Origin of the sequence: Pelagibacterium sp. (genome assembly GCF_965249125.1) — a bacterium.
Lineage (GTDB): Bacteria > Pseudomonadota > Alphaproteobacteria > Rhizobiales > Devosiaceae > Pelagibacterium.
Map to the genome: position 1 here is coordinate 368,305 of NZ_OZ252217.1, position 17,214 is coordinate 385,518.

The 17,214-nt window shown below is 59.5% G+C and carries 13 protein-coding genes; 5 read left to right on the forward strand and 8 right to left on the reverse strand.

Features of this window, described 5'->3' with window-relative positions; genetic code table 11:
- Positions 1-8: 8 nt before the first annotated feature.
- Genes ACP148_RS01865 through ACP148_RS01875 form a run of 3 tightly spaced genes read right to left on the reverse strand, consistent with a single transcriptional unit; the run spans position 9 to position 7,670 of the window.
- Positions 9-6,101, reverse strand: a complete 6,093-nt coding sequence (locus ACP148_RS01865) for a M10 family metallopeptidase C-terminal domain-containing protein (RefSeq protein ID WP_425033078.1) — start codon at positions 6,099-6,101, stop codon at positions 9-11.
- Entirely contained in the window at positions 6,098-6,775 is a 678-nt protein-coding gene (locus ACP148_RS01870; protein WP_421950937.1) for a hypothetical protein, read from the reverse strand. Before ACP148_RS01870 ends, ACP148_RS01865 begins: the two co-directional genes overlap by 4 nt.
- The gene (locus tag ACP148_RS01875) at positions 6,759-7,670 is read right to left on the reverse strand and encodes an MJ1477/TM1410 family putative glycoside hydrolase (RefSeq protein WP_421950938.1); all 912 of its coding nucleotides are present in this window, start codon (positions 7,668-7,670) and stop codon (positions 6,759-6,761) included. Before ACP148_RS01875 ends, ACP148_RS01870 begins: the two co-directional genes overlap by 17 nt.
- Before the next feature lie 169 nt (positions 7,671-7,839).
- Here ACP148_RS01875 and ACP148_RS01880 point away from each other — a divergent pair, with 169 nt between their 5' ends.
- From ACP148_RS01880 to ACP148_RS01900, 5 genes are all read left to right on the forward strand, one after another.
- Entirely contained in the window at positions 7,840-8,544 is a 705-nt protein-coding gene (locus ACP148_RS01880; RefSeq protein ID WP_421950939.1) for a hypothetical protein, read from the forward strand.
- Positions 8,545-8,556: 12 nt separating this feature from the next.
- Positions 8,557-10,086 (forward strand): GT4 family glycosyltransferase PelF, encoded by a 1,530-nt coding sequence (gene pelF, locus ACP148_RS01885; protein ID WP_421950940.1) that lies wholly within the window; start codon positions 8,557-8,559, stop codon positions 10,084-10,086.
- Positions 10,087-10,088: 2 nt separating this feature from the next.
- Positions 10,089-11,483: an exopolysaccharide Pel transporter PelG gene (gene pelG / locus ACP148_RS01890; RefSeq protein WP_421950941.1), complete on the forward strand. Its 1,395-nt coding sequence runs from the start codon at positions 10,089-10,091 to the stop codon at positions 11,481-11,483.
- 118 nt (positions 11,484-11,601) lie between these two features.
- Positions 11,602-12,054 carry a hypothetical protein gene (locus ACP148_RS01895; protein WP_421950942.1) on the forward strand — a complete coding sequence of 151 codons (453 nt, stop codon included), beginning with the start codon at positions 11,602-11,604 and terminating at the stop codon, positions 12,052-12,054.
- Positions 12,055-12,158: 104 nt separating this feature from the next.
- Complete coding sequence (locus tag ACP148_RS01900) at positions 12,159-12,806, forward strand: helix-turn-helix domain-containing protein (RefSeq protein WP_421950943.1); 648 nt, start codon at positions 12,159-12,161, stop codon at positions 12,804-12,806.
- A gap of 239 nt (positions 12,807-13,045) precedes the next feature.
- Here the strand turns inward: ACP148_RS01900 and fixJ are convergent, their stop codons facing one another.
- From fixJ to ACP148_RS01925, 5 genes are all read right to left on the reverse strand, one after another.
- Positions 13,046-13,672, reverse strand: a complete 627-nt coding sequence (gene fixJ / locus ACP148_RS01905; protein WP_425033079.1) for a response regulator FixJ — start codon at positions 13,670-13,672, stop codon at positions 13,046-13,048.
- A complete protein-coding gene (locus ACP148_RS01910) occupies positions 13,662-15,119 on the reverse strand; it encodes an ATP-binding protein (RefSeq protein WP_425033080.1) in 1,458 nt (485 codons plus the stop codon). Before ACP148_RS01910 ends, fixJ begins: the two co-directional genes overlap by 11 nt.
- A 254-nt stretch (positions 15,120-15,373) precedes the next feature.
- Positions 15,374-15,778: a DUF2177 family protein gene (locus ACP148_RS01915; RefSeq protein ID WP_421950945.1), complete on the reverse strand. Its 405-nt coding sequence runs from the start codon at positions 15,776-15,778 to the stop codon at positions 15,374-15,376.
- An 8-nt stretch (positions 15,779-15,786) separates the two neighbouring features.
- Positions 15,787-16,446, reverse strand: a complete 660-nt coding sequence (locus ACP148_RS01920) for a ChrR family anti-sigma-E factor (protein WP_421950946.1) — start codon at positions 16,444-16,446, stop codon at positions 15,787-15,789.
- Entirely contained in the window at positions 16,443-17,018 is a 576-nt protein-coding gene (locus ACP148_RS01925) for a sigma-70 family RNA polymerase sigma factor (protein ID WP_421951496.1), read from the reverse strand. Before ACP148_RS01925 ends, ACP148_RS01920 begins: the two co-directional genes overlap by 4 nt.
- Positions 17,019-17,214 lie beyond the last annotated feature (196 nt).

Below are 17,214 nucleotides of genomic sequence, written 5' to 3' on the forward strand. Positions count from 1 at the left end.
GCCTCTGCTCAGAGAATGAAGTCGGCGGCTGTGAGATCGATCAAGCCGGTGAGTTCAATATGGAAGTCGGCGACCTGATCGCCATTGACGTCTCCGGCGACGATGGTTCTGTCATTTTCGGTGCCCTCAACGTCCTCGAAAGCAAAATTGAGTTCTCCCGCCAGGCCGGTAAAGGCTGCGCCGACGCCGGCCAGGAATATGAAGGTCTGGTTCCCCAAGATGGCGGTGTTGGCATCGATAATCGACACATCGATAGTATCTTGGCCCTGGGTGAAATCAGTAATGACATCGCGACTGGCCGTGCCGGGTGCCGAGTGTGTGACGTTGCGGAAGATAAATACGTCATTGTCGGCTCCGCCGGTGAGGATGTCCTTGCCGCCCATGCCATCAAGGATGTCGTTTCCGGCGCCGCCAGAGAGGTCATCGTCGCCTGCCCAGCCCTCCAGGACATCGTTGCCTTGTCCACCATCGAGAATGTTGGCTCCGCCCGTACCAATTATCCGATCATTGCCCGATCCGCCGATGATATTTTCGATGGAGCGTACGATGTCGGTGCCTGTCTGGACGCTGGTCACAGTGCTGGCCCTCAGATCGGCGTTCACGTCTGCAGAAATGCGAGACAGGTCCAAGGTATCAATGCCTAGGCCGCCGTCATAGGTGTCGTCTCCGTCATCGAGCGTTGCCACGAACGTGTCGTGGCCGCCCATACCTTCCACGATATCGTTCCCTTCATCACCAAACAGAACATCGTTACCTCCCCACCCCTTTATGACGTCGTCACCTTTTCCGCCCCAAAGGGTGTTGGCTCCGCCCGAGCCGGTCAGTTGGTCATTGCCTGAGCCACCGACGATATTTTCGATATTGCTGAGAGTATCCGTCCCTGTTTGAGCACTGGTCGCCGTGCCGGCTTTGAGGTCTGCGACGATATTCGCGGAAATGCGAGAGAAATCGAGAGTGTCAATGGCGCCACCTCCATTGTAGGCGTCGTTGCCGTCGTTGAGGGTCGCAACGATTACGTCGTCACCCGAACCGGCATGGATCGTGTCGTTACCACCATCGCCAAAAAGGATATCGTCGCCGCCTCCAGCCTGTACGGTGTCGTCACCATCCCCGCCATGATACTGGTCGGAGGTTGCCTTGGCGGCGAGATTATCGGCTGCTTCAGTCCCCATGATGTCGGTCATGCCGACCAGGTCGAGTGTGGCGCTGGCGAGGTCGGTTCCGTTGGGAGTGGTGATCGAATAGGTGAAGGTCACCTCGGTATCGTCATTGAGATCGGGGATGAACAACCATGATCCATCGTCGTTCTGAGTCAAAGTGCCCGAGGAGGCGGCAAGACCCACAATGGCGAAGGTCATACCCGTATAGGCCGATCCTACAAGGTCACGGGGATTGATCGTTCGTGTCATGTCCTCGGTGAGTGGGGCCAGTGTTACCGGCGGCACCACGTCGGCCACGGGGGGTGTCGCTGCCGAGGCCACGCTTTCGGGAGTGCCGCCGAGGTCGATGTAACTTACGACCACCCGCACCAGGGCTTGCGCGTCATCATCGGTAAGCGTGTAGGTGGATGCCGTCGCACCGGCGATATCGCTAAATCCAGATCCGGTGTCACGTTGCCATTGATAGCCGAGCGCTCCCAGTCCGTCGGGATCACCAAGGGTGCTGACGTCGGCGCTGAGCGTCTGGTTCTCGGCGGCGTCACCAAGGATCGATACGCCGCCTTGGGGCGCATCGTTGGCATCGGAAACCTCGATCGAGATTTCCTTTTCAAAGACCAGCGATCCGTCGGTTGCCGTGATCGTCAGACCGATTGCGGGTTCGGTTTCAAAATCGAATGCAACGCCTGCCTTGCGGTAGAGTGCGCCATCGACCGGGTCGATCTCGAAGCGTTCATCGGAAACAGTCAGAACGTTCTGGCGTTTGTCGGCATCGAGGTTGGGATCGACAACGAGAAGATCGGCAACTTTCACACGATCGAGCATGATCTCGGGAATTGCGATCACGTTGGACAGCATGATGTCGGTGGGTGCCAGATTTTCGGCATCGACCCGCGTGAGACTGACCGTATGATTGCCCAGGCCGACGAGCCTGAGGGTCATGATGCCGTCAACGACGCTGACGATTTCGGCGCCTGAAACGATAAACTCGCTGTTTGGCACGCCGGCCAGGTCGATGGACACCAACCCCTCGCCATACATGGTAAAGGCGAGATTGACGCCATCCCCTTCAAGGGTCATCAATTGCATCCGGGCGCCAATGGCGGTGATGTGGGTTACATCGGTCTGGCTCGAGCCCAGCTTGATCTCGAAAGTGCCACCATCGGCGTCGAGAAAGACCGAATCGCCGTCATAGGCATACCAATTGGTGACGGCCTGGATGGTCTGGGCGCCCAGGGAATCGAGATTGACGGCAAATGTGCCCAACGTGCCGCTCTGCGGCGTTGCCGTAACGGTGATCGTATCACCGTTGACGGTGTAGGCGAGGTCGGTTTTTTCGAAGGTCGATATGCGGGCGGCCAGATCAGCGAGCGTTACGAATTCGGAACCGGCTGCATGAGCGGCACTGAGGAATTCGGCGAACATTGACAGTTCGTAGGGCGAAGACCCGATATCATCGACATCCCAGGCGGTGACGCCATAGTCGTGCCATGGCCACACGACGATCGGCAGGTCTGAATTGATCGACAAATCCTCAAATTCAGCGATCCATTTTGCCGCGGCTTGCGCGGCCGTCAGGCCCAGCCAGCCAAGCAAGGTGAAATCAAAGCTCATATTGGGGGCGAGATAGACCTTGCCGGCATCCTGGGGCGAAAGGTAACCGAACGCTCCGGGGTAACCAGCGCCGACCATGGAGGCTCCGCCCGTGAGGTAGTCGTAATACTGGATGATCTGACGAGCCGTTTCCAGCGATTCCGGCATTCCCGGCACGGCGGCGCCGCCTACGACAATTCCGAGATTGTTTTCGATGACGTGACGCGATGTCTCGAACTGGAATTTGAACGAAGCTTCGAGAATGGCCTTGGACACCGGATCGAGATCCATCGGATCGGGTGCCGCAAGAGCCGCTTGCAGCGTGGCGTTGATCTGGTCGACGCTCATCCCCGCAAGGGCGTCGATGACCGCCTGGTCGGCGTCTTCACGCATACAGTAGGGGCAGAAACATGCCGAGGGGTTGTCGAGAAGGGCCGCGTAGGCGGCAATGCGCTGATCGAGAATCTCCTGGGTGACCTCGTCGGGCAACAAGAGATTGGTGTCCGAGGGGTGGGAGTAGGAGTGGGATCCGATTTCGCTGCCCATCGCCAGAAGCTGCTGGTAGTAGGTCGACGAGATGAACCAGTTGGTGTCCTGGTCGGGACTGTAGAGCCCGACATTGATGTAGTAGGAGCCGACGAAATTGTAGTCGGCTTTCCACTGTTCGATAATTGGCAGCATGGCGTCATAGATGCCGCCGTCCACATCGAAGGTTTCCTGGGATTGGTCCATATCGTTGCGCGAGGCAACTATGGCGTTGTCGCGGCTCATCGACAGCGAAACCTTCGGCCCGTCTAGACTCTGGGTGACCCAGTCGATCGACTGGCCGAGCAGGTTGTTGTCGGCCAGCATACCCTCGGTGGCAAAGTGGACGTTGCGTCCGCCGGTGGTGGTTGAGATCACGGCGTCGTGGCTGATGCCATTGACCACCTGCTGGGCGATCACCGTTCCGGTGTCCGGGGCGACCGTCGAAAAATACGACGTCGCTCCACCGGTATAGGTATGGATCGTGCCATCAGTGTACCCGGCGGTGATCTCGTGGCTTCCAGAGGTGACCAGATTGACGTCAACCCCGCTTTCGCCGCCGGTCCGCGTCAATCCCAAAAGGGTTTGCATGCGTTCGTAGGGATTGGCCGACAGGGCATCGCCATCAGCCGCGTTTGTCATGAAGTCGCCTGCGGTGATGATGGGAACGTCATAATCGTAGACCAGCTGGTTCAGCGTTGCCGCAATCTCAGCGTAATTATCGGGCGCATTGCGGAACGAGGGGAATACCAGGGCCTTGTATTGGGACAGCAATTCGAGATTTGTGAGGTCCGCCTCGCCGATGAGATCGAAGGGGATGCCGGCACTCATGGCCTGGCTCTGAGCGGCCATGACCAGCTGTGAATAGGCCATCTCCGAGAAATAGGCGCCAGCCGTGGTTGCCGAATAGACGATGGCGACCTTGTAGTTGGAACCCGATGCGGGGGGCAGGCTCGAGCTATCGGTGATCGTATAGGCTGGCTGGGTATAGTCGGATGGCAGGTGCACGAGATCGTTTACATCGGCCATCAAACCGATTTTCTCGATGCCTTCTCCCAACAGGGATTTGGGAATGGCAAGCTCGATGGTCCTGTTGTCTGGCCCGATCGCGAAGTCGATCTCTGCAACCAGTGTCTGCCCGGCGTCTCCGGTGTATAGACGCGCGATGCCGTCACTGCCGATATTGATGTTGAACTCGGCACCCGTCGCCCAGCCGAACACCAGATGGCCGGTCGATGTGTCGTTATCGGTGTTGAGCCAGAAGGTGGTGTTGGGTCCGATGTCGATCTCGCTTCTGAGCGCGATGACGAAGGCATCATTGGCTACGGTGCCATAGAGTTCATAGCCGGCGACGTGGGTGGTGGGGGTTTCGAGGCGCTGATCCTCGGTCCATTCACTGAGAATGCCATCAAATGCGCTGACGGGCGGTAATGCTATCGTGTATCCACCATAACCGTAGTTGTTTGGAAGAAACACCGTGTCGTTGACGTCGGCGAGCACGGCGATCTGTTCGATGCCGCTACCGAGCAGGGCCTTTGGAACTGCAAATTCAAGAGTGGTTCCGTCGGGGCCAAATGCGTGGTCGAGGTCGGCCACGAAGATTTCGCCAGCCGCGCCGAAATAGAGCCGGGCGATGCCGTCTGCACCTATATTGACGTTGAATTCCGCCCCGCCGGCCCAACCCCATATCTGGTGGCCGGTGGTGGCGTCACCATCTGTATTGATCCAGAAGGTCGTGTTGGGACCGATCGGCTGAGCGCTCTTGAGCGCAACGACAAAATCGTCGGGATCGACCCGGCCATAGAGCTCATAACCATCGACGCCGGTGTCGGGGGCTTCGAGACGCTGGTCTTGGGTCCATTCGGGGAGAAGGCCGTCAAAACTGGACGCCTGGGGCTCGGCCAGCGTGTAGCCGCCGGTGGCGAAATCGGGCGGAAGAAATACCGAATCGTTGATGTCGGCCAGAATCTGCAAAGATTGGATCGAACCCAGCACCTGCCGGGAGACAGCAAATTCAATGCTCATTCCATCCGGTGCCATGGCGAAGTCGATGTCGGCGACCAATATTTCGCCGGCCGCACCGGAATAGAGCCGGGCAATGCCATCAGCATCGATATGGACGTTGAATTCGGCCCCCGCCGTCGATCCGAATACCTGATATCCGGTGGCCGCGTCGCCGTCAGTGTTGAACCAGAAGGTCGATCCCGGTGCGATCGACTGGGCACTTGAAAGAGCGAACACGAACTGATCGGGCTCGACCCGCCCATACATCGCGTACCCCTCAACGGGCGTCGACTGGGTATCGAGACGCTGGTCTTGGGTCCATTCGGTCAAGAGGCCGTCAAATGAGCTCGCGGGAGGCTGGGTGACGAGATACCCACCTTCCGCATATGACGATGGGAGAAATACCGAGTTGTTGATGTCTGCATAGACCGTGAGCGAGGTCACTGCGAGTCCGACCAGCGCCTGAGGCAGTCTCATTTCCAGCGTCATCCCCCCGGCGCCAATGACATATTCGATTTCAGCAACCAGGGTCGCCCCTTCCGAGCCTGAATAGAGCCGGGCCACCCCGTCATCGCCGAAATTGATGTTGAACTCGGCGCCCACCGCCCAATCGAAGACCAGATGTCCGGTCTCGGCGTTTGCGTCGGTGTTGAGCCAGAATGTCGTATTGGGTCCGATGGGTATTGCGCTTTCGAGCGCAATCAGGAAGGCCCCGTCCTCGTACCGGCCATAGAGCGCATAGCCCTCGACCAGGGTTTCGGGCCGCTCGAGCCGATCGGACGGCGACCAGTCGGTGAGGGTTCCATCAACGGTGATGGTCATTGGGATCTCTCCTGTGCAGAAAGGTTGTCTATGAGCGCCGATGATCGCCACTCGGCGGTTTCATCCATCGCAAGTGCTGATTTGAGGCGTTCGAGCCGCGCGAGGTCGTGCTGGCTGGCCAGCCCGCTCGCGCGGCCCAATTCGATTGTCGCGCGCTCACCGGTCCGGTCGCCTTCGAGCCGGTACAGTCCGATCAGGCGACGATAGTCGGCGGCCGTGGGCGCGCGGCTAAAGATTTGCGCGAGGATGCGGGCCTCGTTGCCGTAGGATTTTTGGGCCCGATAAAGTTCGACCAGCAGGGGACGCGCCCAGTCACTTTGCGGGCGGATTGCGATTTCGTCTTCGAGCAGGTGCGTGAGCGGGCCGGTTTCACCCTGGGCCTTATAAAGTCCGGCCAGCGAATAGGCCTCGAACGGGTTGAGCCGTGTCGTTTCGCGCTTGGTTTCATAAAGCGCAATGGCTTCGCCAACACGTCCCTGCGAGAGCAGAACCTGCGCCTTTTCCTCGGTGTTGGGGAGCATGGCAATCGCCGCGATGATGGTGACGACGACGATTACCGCAACGAAGATCCTGGTCCGTTCGGGTGGATCCATGCGCGACAGGAAGGCCAGAGGGCCAACACCGGAAAGCCAGACCGGCCGGTAGGGTGCGCGGTGGTCAGCGAGAGTGGGCATCGTCAAGCTCCCTGTCGCCTATGAACAGCACCACGCCGAGCGTTGCGGCATCGTCGCGGGCCTGGGCAATATCGGATGAGGCCGTGAGATATTCGGTCAGGAACACAGGCTTGCCTTCAGCTGTGAGGCGCGAGATCAGCTCGAGCGAAGCGCGCAGTGTCCCAAGGCTGTTGCGCTGCTGGTCCTCTTCGGCGCCATACAGCAGGTCCTCCTTGGCCATCGCGTCGATGGAGCGGCGGTACGAAGGATCGCTGAGAAGCTCTTCGCCGTTCTGGGGCACGACCAGAAACTGGGGGGCGCCGGCGCGGGCGTAGGCGGCTAGACTGTTGACGAAGGCCACCATCGCGCTCTTGCGGTGGGCGGAACTGAGCTGGGGATCGTTGCGCTCGAATGCATCGACCCTGTCGAGATAAACGCCGTCGAAGCCGGCCGCGACAATCTGGTCGAGATAGCTGGTGGGCTGGCCGAAAATGATTGCCTGCCAGGCGGGATCCCAGTAGCGGATTCCGTAATTGTCCTCCCATTCGGGGTTCTCGCCAAACAGCCAGGATGGGCGATCTCGCGCCCATGCGTCCTGCCAGTAAAACCGGTAACTTTCGGCTTCACCTATTGAGAGATAGGCAAGAACAAAGCGCTGTGATCCATCGGGCTTGGTCTTGAGGGCGGCGATTTGGGATGCGGAAAAGGCGCCTGCCGCCGTTCCATCGCGCGAATAGTCGATGACCAGAAGGTCAGAATTTGTAGCGGCAAGGACACGCAGATCGATCCCCTGGAGCTGATAGGTCCAGGATTGAACACCGGCCAGCGCCGAAGTCGCTCCACCGATCGCATGCGGCGAAAGCATAAGCGGAAATGCGGCCAGGACAGCGGCCAGTCCGGCCATGCGTATCCCCATGATGCATGTCTCCCTTTCGCCCGATCAATCGCTCGGGCGATCTGGACACTATGGGGGCGGCGCTGGCGCAATGTTGACATTCATCAACTCGCGGTCCGCTTGGACGCGACATTATTGGGCCAGTTGTCACAAGACGTTCGAGAACCCGAACACAGAAAACAGGGTGGCCATGATGGCACAGACCAATCCGAGATCTTCGCGGGCAAAATCCGAGCCTCTTCCCGAAAGGCCGGCGGCACGGGCGCTATTTACGGCGCTCAAAACCTTTGTCTTCGCAACCGAACTGGTTGGCATCATTTTTTTCGTGCTCGGCCATATCGATCTGGGAACAGCGCTTTTCCTCCATCTCGGCTATTGCGCCGTACTGCTCGGGACCATCCTCGTGGCCGAGCGCAGTGGCATCTATTCGGGCGATCTGCAGTCCTTCGCGCTCCAGGTGCTGGTGGCCGGCCCGTTCGGGGCAGCCTCGGCCATGATCGACGAGCAACTTTCGTCCCGCGTGCGCGCAGAACACCTTCAAGGCTGGTACGATACCATAGCGCCGCCGCTCAAACCGGCGGTGACGCTGGCCGATCGTATCCGTGACGATCAGGTCGTCCGGCCAGCGGCGCGATTGCCGAAATCTGTCGACAAGCTGATTACCTCGGGGTCGATGCGCGAAAAGCAGGCGCTGTTCGCCTCGATCGTCGCCGAAGGCCCAGCCGAGGGCTTCAATTTGATCGAGAAGGCGTTGCGCAGCCGCGATCAGCGGGTGCGCGTCCAGGCGGCCGCCGTTTCCGCCCTGTTTCGCTCCAAGGTTCGCAACAGCGCTGGTCTACGTCATCAACCGAGCATTGCCGTTCCAGCCAATGACTCCACGCCACCCGCAGGATAGGGGCTGAAAACAATGGAAATGCCCTCCTGGTTCGTGCCCGCGTGGCGCAACCCCGAGCCTGAAACCGATGTGTGCCTTATTGCAGAGGGCTGCTACCCCTATGTTGCGGGAGGCGTCTCCACCTGGATCGACTGGCTCATCAGAAGCCATCCGGATCTGACCTTTTCGGTGCTGGCCATTTTGCCCAGCCTGCCTCTGACCGAACCTCGCTACGAGCGTCCGGCCAATCTGAGGGCCATCGATCATCTGTATCTCGACGATAAGAGCACGGGCCAGCGCAACGCCTGGCCGGCGATGACGCCGCAATGGTTTGCCGATACGCTCACCGCAATCCTCGATCATGGCGATCCGGCGGCGTTTCACGGCTTGCTCGGCAAGCTGGGGGCGGCAAGACGCCGTCCTGCGGTCTCGGCGCTTCTTGACTCTCCCCAAGCCTGGCAGGCGCTTTCGGAGGGGTATGGGCGGATGCCACAGACGGCGTTCATTTCCTATTTCTGGGCGTGGCGCGCCCTGGCCGGGGGTTTGCTGCGCACGCTGGTCAGCCCGCTTCCCAGCGCCAGGCTCTACCATTCGGTTTCCACGGGTTATGCGGGTCTGATTGCAGCACGCGCCGCCCATGATACCGGACGTCCGGTGATGATTACCGAGCACGGGATTTATTCCAACGAGCGACGCGTGGAAATCCTGATGGCCGACTGGATCAGGAACAGCATTGAAACCGGGCTCGATTTTACCGACGAGCGCCACGATGTCCGTGATTTCTGGGCCGACGCGTTTGAGAGCTTTGCGCGCATCGCCTACAGCGGTGCTAACGAAGTTATCGCGCTCTATGGCGACAACAACGCCTTTCAGCTGGCCCTTGGTGCCGACGCCAAGAAGCTTACGGTGGTCCCCAACGGGGTCGATGTCGAACGCTTCAATACCCTGCCCGAGCGGGTTTCAAAACGGCCCACCATGGCTTTTATCGGTCGCGTTGCGCCCATCAAGGACGTCCAGACATTCATTGATGTCGCCGAGAGGGCGGCATCGAAGGTTCCGGGCCTGCGCGCGTTTATAATAGGGCCGATGGATGAAGACCCCGAATATGCCCAAAGCTGCATTGATGCGGTCAACGAGCGCGGGCTTGGCGACACCATAATTTTTACCGGTGCAGTCGATGTGCGCGACTATATGGCCGAAATCGATGTTCTCATGCTCACCTCGATTTCCGAGGCGCTGCCGCTGGTTATTCTTGAAGCGGGAGCGGCGGGTGTTCCGTGCATTGCAACCGATGTGGGGGCCTGTCGGGAAATTCTGGGGTGTCCGGGCAGCCCGGGGCAGTCCGCGGTTGCGGGCATAGGGGGCATGGTCGCTCCGGTGGGTGACGTGGGGTCGCTTGTTTCGGCGGCCGTGCACCTGCTCAACAGTCCGATGGTGCGCGAGCAGATGGGTGCGGCGCTGCGCTCCAAGGTGCGGATCCAGTATCGGTCCGACACCATCGCTGCCGCCTACACAAAGCTCTACGACCGACATCTTTCCCCTTATGCCAGGATGGAGGCCTAGAAATGGCCGGTATCGGGTTTGCCCTTTCCAAGCTGCGCAGCCAGAACAACCTGGCGGGGCACTCCATTGCCACCGGCCATGCGATCATGATCACGGCCGGGCCATGGATTGTCATCATGGTCGGCCTGGCGCTGATTTCATGGCTCGGCGTCCCGCTGGTGGGGCTGGAGATGACGACGACCTTCCGGGTCCTGGTCATCTATTGCTTTGCCCTCTCTCTTGTCGTGACGGCTCCCATCGCGCTCGAACTTAATCTGCGCGTTTCGGCTCAATTGTTCGAACGGCACTTCGAGCGGGTGCATGGTATCTATAATGGAGCTCTCGGGGTCACGGCCCTGATTACGGTGGTTCTCGCCTGGGTCCTGTTTTTCGTCGTCATCGGGCTGGACATGTCGACGGCGACAGCCGCCACATTCTGTGTTTTGCAGGTGTCACTGCTCTGGCTCACCATGTCCATGGTCGCAGCCATTCGCCAATACACCACAGTGACGACAGGCTTTACCATTGGTTTGAGCGTGTCGGTCGTGCTCGGCCTGTCGCTCGCAAGCATGGGCTACGGCGTTGCGGGTCTGCTTGCCGGGTTCGGGGCAGGACTGTTTCTGGCTTTTGCCATTCTGCACGGGCTGATTGTTCAGACCTTTCCCGGGCGGGTGCGCAGTTTAACCGACGGGATACGGGCGCTGTTCACCCACCCGATGCGCTCTCGCACCTTCGCGATCGCTGGCCTGTCGAGCGCGCTTGCCGTGTGGATCGACAAGCTGGTCGTCTGGCAATCGTATGAGGCAACGTCCATCGCGTACGGGCTTATCCACGCGCCGCGGTACGACGTGCCCATGTTCATCGCCTATCTCTCGATCGTGCCGCTGATGAGTATCGTTTCCATCTGGCTCGAGACCGATTTTTTCACAGCCTACCGCAAGTATCGCGACATCGTGCATTCGGGAGGTACGCTCCGCCATATCGATGCGCAACGCCGGGCCATCACTTGGCAGACCACAAATACAATCTTTTCCGCCTTCGTTATCCAGATCACGATCAGCCTCGTTCTGGCGCTGGCCGGCCCCTGGATCGTCGGTTTTCTCGGACTTGGGCTCGAGACGCTGCAAGTCCTGCGTTTCGCGCTGATCGGCGCGGCGTTTCACTTCCTGTTTCTCGCGTGTGTCGGGGTCATTCTCTTTGTGCAGTACGCGCGTGCCTACTTTCTGCTGCAGGCCACCTTCCTCGTGCTCAACGGCGGGCTGACCTATGTGCTGCTTGCCAATCCGGACGCCCTGGGTCTGGGCTATGTGATTGCAACCGGCGGCGCTGCGATCCTGGCCTACGGCGTCATGGTCAACACGCTCAAGGTGATGAACAGGCTTACATTTATCGACAACAACCCGGCGGTTGCAGGCTAGGCACTGCGCCGCCCAAGGAACCAAGGATAACGACAGTGAACGTCCATAATCCAAAACGCGCGGGTCCCAGGGTTTTTTGGGAGAGACTTCCAACCGATCCTCAAATCATTGGGTGGGAGTGGTTGAAGGCGCCGTGCTGATCGGTGGCGTGTTTGCCGTTGAACGGCTGGGGCTGTTCGATCTTCAGGTCCTGCCTCTCCATCCACTGGTTCTGGCCGTGGCGCTGATTGCCGCTCAATACGGTGCTTCGGGTGGCATCATGGCCGCCGCCATGGCCTCCGCTCTTGCCCTGTTGGGCGGCACGCTGCCCCAAAGGGTAGTGGGTGAGGGCTATTTCGAATATCTCGCCGCTGTGTGGACGACGCCTCTGGCCTGGCTGATCATCGCGGTACTTGTCGGGATCATCTCAGATGGTCATCGGCGGCTGTTGCAGCGCTCCGAGCAAGCGCTTTTTGAAACGCAAAAAGAGCGTGACCTGATTTCAGCGCAGTATGAGGCTCTGGCGGCTCGTGCCAAGCGGCTCGAAAGGCGCGTTGCCGGGATTGAAAGCCACTCGTCGTCACGGACATGAAAACGACGGTGCCGTCAATATCGTAGAATCACTAGTGGGAGAACCGGAATTTATTAACAAATGTTTAATAACCATAATGACGAAAAACAAGAGGGGACAAACAGATGTTAATACAAAAGGATTTCCGCAATCCGAGTTCTGCCATCGGTTCAACCGGATATTTGGGACTTCCGAACGGCATCAAGCTCGGCGGCACCAATCGGCATAGGGAGAAGGAGTTGCTCTATGCGCAGGGGGACCTAGCTGGCGACATCTTTATCGTCGAGTTCGGTTGCATCCGCGTCTCCCGGATAACGCTGGAGGGCCGTCGACTGGTTACCGGCTTTTATTTTGCCGGAGATGTCTTCGGCTTTGAAACGGGTGCTGAGCGGCAATGCTACGCGGAAGCTCTGGAATATTCAGGGACGCGGAAATTTCATCTCGACGAGAGGGATTTGGCGAATCCGCAGATTGCCGACATGCTGTTCGGCTACCTTGAAAGCATTCAGCAGCACCTGCTGATTTTGGGAACCCAGAACGCTATCGAACGGGTGGCCGCATTTCTCGTGGGGATTGCTGATCGCCGCGGAGGCGAGGGTCCCCGAGCCCGTCTTCCGATGTCGCGATGCGATATCGCCGATCATCTTGGGCTGACGCTGGAAACGGTATCGCGCGCAATTCACCGCCTGCAGGTTCTCAAGCTCATCACCCTGGTGGGTGCACGCGATGTCATCCTGCTCGACCGGGATGCCTTGATAGATTTGGGCGCCTAGACCATTTTGTGCGGTTACGAGGCGAAAGTTATGCGCCATAGTCAGGGATCGGTCCAGTTCGGCCCAGGCGTGCTCAGATAAAGTGATGGACGCTTTATCTGAGCACGCGCGCGCCAGAGCCGTTCGGGATTTGATTGAATCAAATCCTTGTCTCTAAACCTTTGTTTTGTCGCGTGTCCGAACCGCAAAACCGTTTCCATCCCCCATCGGGTCGAGGACATGCTTTTGCTGGACACGCGCTAGTCGCGCCCTACGTACTGGTCGGAGCCCTCAACGGCCATTCGCACCAGTTCGGCAAGACTGTGGGCATGCATCTTGGTCATGATCGTGGCGCGATAGACTTCCACCGTACGGGGGCTCAGGCCCAGATTGCGGGCAATAGACTTGTTGGGAAGTCCGTTGACGACCCCATCGAGGACCTGACGTTCACGGGTGCTCAGTGACTCCAGCTTCTCGCGCGCCATCTGGTGCTGGTGACGAACCTGGCTTTTTTCCTGGGCGGCGGCACAGACCCTGGTGAGGGTTGCCAGCATGGCCTCTTCACTGAACGGCTTTTCAATGAAATCGCTGGCGCCCGCCTTCATGGCATCAACGGCAGCCAGCACGTCGCCGTGACCTGTGACAACGATCACCGGCAGGGTATTCCCATTCTTGCGCAGGCGCTGCAGAAGTTCGATTCCGTTCATTTCAGACATGCGAAGATCGGTTACGAGGCATGCGTCTTCCAGATCTTCCGCCGTATCTAGAAACTCGGCCGCCGACGCGTATTTCCGTGATCGCCATCCCGAGGCGGCGAGCAGAAAAGATAGCGACTGACGAACCGGTTCTTCGTCGTCTACGATGTGGATCAGGAAATCATTCGTCATGGGCCTGAATCTCTCTGTCGACCAAGGGAAGGGTGAAGGTGAAGATCGTTTCCCGGCCCGGAATCGAGCGGGCGTTTATCGCCCCCCCATGGGCTTCAATGATCCGCTTGGAAATCGAAAGCCCGACGCCCATGCCACGCCGTTTCGTCGTTACGAAGGCCTTGAAGATTTCCTCGCCGAAGTCGGGGGGAATGCCTTGCCCGGTATCGGCGAGTTCGACACGCGCGAATTGACCACTGCGGCGGGTTCTGACAGTGATGACCTTGCGCTCGCTGGTCCGCACCGCGTCGGCGGCATTGCGCAGGAGATTGACGATGACCTGTTGGATCTGGGTCGGGTTGCCCAGTGCTTCAAGCGGGCCGGACGCCAGGTCAAGTTCGGCCAGAATGCCGTCTTCCCGGGTGCCGGCCAGCGCGAGTGCCATGGCGCCTTCGATCAGGGTGTTGACGTTCACGATCTCCTTGTCGATTTCGCCTTGCGCCATGAAAATACGAAGGTGGTGGATGATGTCGCCGGCGCGCAGGGCCTGGGTTGCGGCAGCCGCAAGCGACTCGCGCAGGGCAGGCAACATTGCGGCATCGAAAACCTCGAGCATGCGCTTGGCGCCTTGCACGTAATTGCTGACCGCCGAAAGCGGCTGGTTGATTTCATGGGCGAGGGCCGAAGCCATTTCCCCCATCTCGCTCATGCGCGACAGCCGAGCCAGTTCGGCTTCGGTCTGTTCGAGTCGGGTTGCCGCACGCTCACGCTCGGTCATGTCTCGCGCGAAGGCGATAAACAGCAGCCCCTCGCCGGTCGCAATCCTGACCACGTCAATGCTCATGGGGAAGGTCGTTCCATCGCTGCGCCTGCCTCGCACCAAACGATTGCGGCCGAGAAACCGGGCAAAGCCGGCGGGCGGATGGTCGGCGCTGCCGATGCGGTTGGGCTGAAGGGGGTCGGCCATCAGGAGCTGGACGCTGCGGGTCAGCACCACCTTTTCGCGATAGCCAAATAATCTTTCGGCCGCAGCGTTGAATGAAACGATTTCCCCGCTCGGTTTGCTAGCGATGGTCGCATCCGAGATGGTGTCGAGGATGGCCTGCAGGTAACTCTCGCGGCGTTGCAGGAGTTTGCTGGCCATAAGAGCCTTGTTGCGTTCCTCGCGCAGGACGCCACCGAGCCAGGCGATTCCGAAGCCGACGCCTGCGAACAAGATGAGATCCGGCCCCTGCGACGTGCTTGTTTCCTCGGTGAAAAAATACACCAGCGGCAGCGCAAGCACCATGGTGAACACGCCGGGCGCCATGCCGCCCATGCCGGCTGCCAGCAGGATGGCCAGGGAGAAAAACAGACCGTTAAATGAGGAGTTGAAAACCGGGGTGATGGCCAGCTTCAGGGTACTAACAAGGATTAGTCCCGCTAGTCCAACCACATAAGCAATTATGATGTCCCGCGGCAGCCCCATAACGACAGTAGCATCCGGTTTCCCGGCGCAAGTTAAAATCTTGTCGGAAAAGCGGCAAGTAAATTTATAAAGAGCGTATTGCCGGCGTGCGGGCTATGGCTTGGCAGTAGCTGGCTCACTGGGCCTTATGCGCAAGGCGCCAATGGCAAGGATTGTGGCGCTGATGGGGCGTTCGAAAAACACCCTGGGACCGCCGCGCGAGAGCAGCGGCGAGCGGCGCAGATTGGTTTCGATCAGCGGGCCGGGCCGCAGGTCTAGTTATTGCCGAAAAGGCGCGTGGCGAAATAGCCGGCGGTGGCGGCGGTGCCCGTAAGGGCCGCGCCCCATACGATATCGATGATCGTGACACTGACCGACCAGTTCCGGATGGTGGCCAGATTGGTCATGTCGTAGGTGCCGTAGGCGACAAGGCCCAGAATGGCACCGGCGATAAGTGCTTGTGTCCAGTTGCCCGATTGCATCGCCGGGGCAACGGCAAAATAGACGATACCGCCGATGTAAAAGAGATAGAATGCTCCCGCGGCAGCGAGATTGGGCTGGTCGACAAGTACGTGACCGATCTGTTCGCGGTAAAAACCGAAGGCGACCCGCGAGAGCCAGATATAGTCGATGGCGAAAAAGACGATGGCCGTTCCGATATAGGCGACGACGTAAGGCATGTGTTCCCTCATATCCCCAGCATTGGCTGGAACAGACGCACGAGCCAACTCTTGAATTTGAGCGGCGCTTCAGTGACGGCCAGGCAGATGCAATCAGCATCGTTTGTGGCGACGGGTTGATGAGTCAGACTGCCATCGGCGACCTCGATATCGCCGCGCGCAAAGGTGCCGTCTTCATCGGAAAACGCCCCCGAGATAACCAGGGTCATTTCGATGCCGCGATGAGTATGCTCAGGTACGGGCTTGCCGGCCGGAATGCGCAGCAGCCGCGCGACCGAGCGCCCATCACGGGTGGGAATGATGAACTGAGAAGCCCCCGGCATGGCCTTCCAGCGGATGGCATCGACATCCGAACCGACATAGGAGCGCAAGGGTTCGGGCAGGATGGGAGGCGATTTGCCAGCAACGCCGCGCCGCGCAGGTTTTGCGGCGGGCAAGGGAGCATCGGCGATGCGAGCCTTGAGAGCTTTCCAGGCGGCATCGCTCTCGGGGGCGGTATCGATGGTATCGAGCAGTTCGCCGCCCGCGCCCTCGATCACGGCGTAGCGTTCGCGGCAGTCAGGGCAGATGGCCAGATGGGTAGCGACGGCGAGCGCAAAGCCCTCGGCCAGCGTGCCGGCGGCATAATCGAGCAGGATGTCGGCCTCGAGGTGGTGGACGATGCTCATGAGCGATCCTCCAGCGCGGCGCGCAGCTTGGCGAAAGCCAGCCGGATCCGGGATTTGACGGTGCCCAGGGGCAAGCCGAGCCTTTCGGATATCGAACCGTGCGAGGCTTCCTCGAAAAATGAGAGCTTCAGGAGTTCGAGCTGTTCGGAGGGAAGGGTCTCCATGGCGCGATGAAGCCGGTCGGCGTCCTCATTGATGTCGAAGGCCGCGTCGGCGGGCTTGATTTCGGCGGGAACGAAAGCGGGATCGTTGGGGTCGAAATCAGGACGATTTGTCTTGCGCCAATGATCGATGCGCTGGTTGCGCGCGATGGTGAAAATCCAGGTCGAGACGTTACCCTTGTCTGGGCTGTATTGAGCGGCCTTGTTCCAGACCGCCACCATGGTTTCCTGCATCAATTCCTCGGCGAGCTGCCCATCGCGGGAGAGCTTGGCCATGTAGGCGCGCACCCGGGGGCCGTAATAGCGGAACAGCTCTTCAAAAGCGGCAACGTCACGCGACGTGGCGACGGCAAACAGTTTCTGGCGCATCGCGATATTGAGCGCCTTCTTGTCACTGGGATCGACAGCCATCTTGTCGGTACGCGCAATTCCTCTGGGGGCCGGACGCGCAGCGTACTCATGCTGCGCCGCCAAGGGCTTTGGAGTGTGGCATGCGGCCGGATCGATTGAAAGGACTGTCGTCATGCACCGATCTACGGCGGCACAATGTGGGCGGATCACTGGAGGGAAAAGAAAAATATCTTTTCGCGTGCATCCGTTTTGGCGT

Excerpts from the sequence above, each read along its gene's own strand:
- pelG (WP_421950941.1), top strand. The coding sequence starts at position 10,089 with ATGGCCGGTATCGGGTTTGCCCTTTCCAAGCTGCGCAGCCAGAACAAC.
- ACP148_RS01865 (WP_425033078.1), bottom strand. The coding sequence starts at position 6,101 with ATGACCATCACCGTTGATGGAACCCTCACCGACTGGTCGCCGTCCGAT.
- ACP148_RS01875 (WP_421950938.1), bottom strand. The coding sequence starts at position 7,670 with ATGGGGATACGCATGGCCGGACTGGCCGCTGTCCTGGCCGCATTTCCG.
- pelF (WP_421950940.1), top strand. The coding sequence starts at position 8,557 with ATGGAAATGCCCTCCTGGTTCGTGCCCGCGTGGCGCAACCCCGAGCCT.
- ACP148_RS01870 (WP_421950937.1), bottom strand. The coding sequence starts at position 6,775 with ATGCCCACTCTCGCTGACCACCGCGCACCCTACCGGCCGGTCTGGCTT.
- ACP148_RS01910 (WP_425033080.1), bottom strand. The coding sequence starts at position 15,119 with ATGGGGCTGCCGCGGGACATCATAATTGCTTATGTGGTTGGACTAGCG.
- fixJ (WP_425033079.1), bottom strand. The coding sequence starts at position 13,672 with ATGACGAATGATTTCCTGATCCACATCGTAGACGACGAAGAACCGGTT.
- ACP148_RS01880 (WP_421950939.1), top strand. The coding sequence starts at position 7,840 with ATGATGGCACAGACCAATCCGAGATCTTCGCGGGCAAAATCCGAGCCT.
- ACP148_RS01915 (WP_421950945.1), bottom strand. The coding sequence starts at position 15,778 with ATGCCTTACGTCGTCGCCTATATCGGAACGGCCATCGTCTTTTTCGCC.
- ACP148_RS01925 (WP_421951496.1), bottom strand. The coding sequence starts at position 17,018 with ATGGCTGTCGATCCCAGTGACAAGAAGGCGCTCAATATCGCGATGCGC.
- ACP148_RS01920 (WP_421950946.1), bottom strand. The coding sequence starts at position 16,446 with ATGAGCATCGTCCACCACCTCGAGGCCGACATCCTGCTCGATTATGCC.
- ACP148_RS01900 (WP_421950943.1), top strand. The coding sequence starts at position 12,159 with ATGTTAATACAAAAGGATTTCCGCAATCCGAGTTCTGCCATCGGTTCA.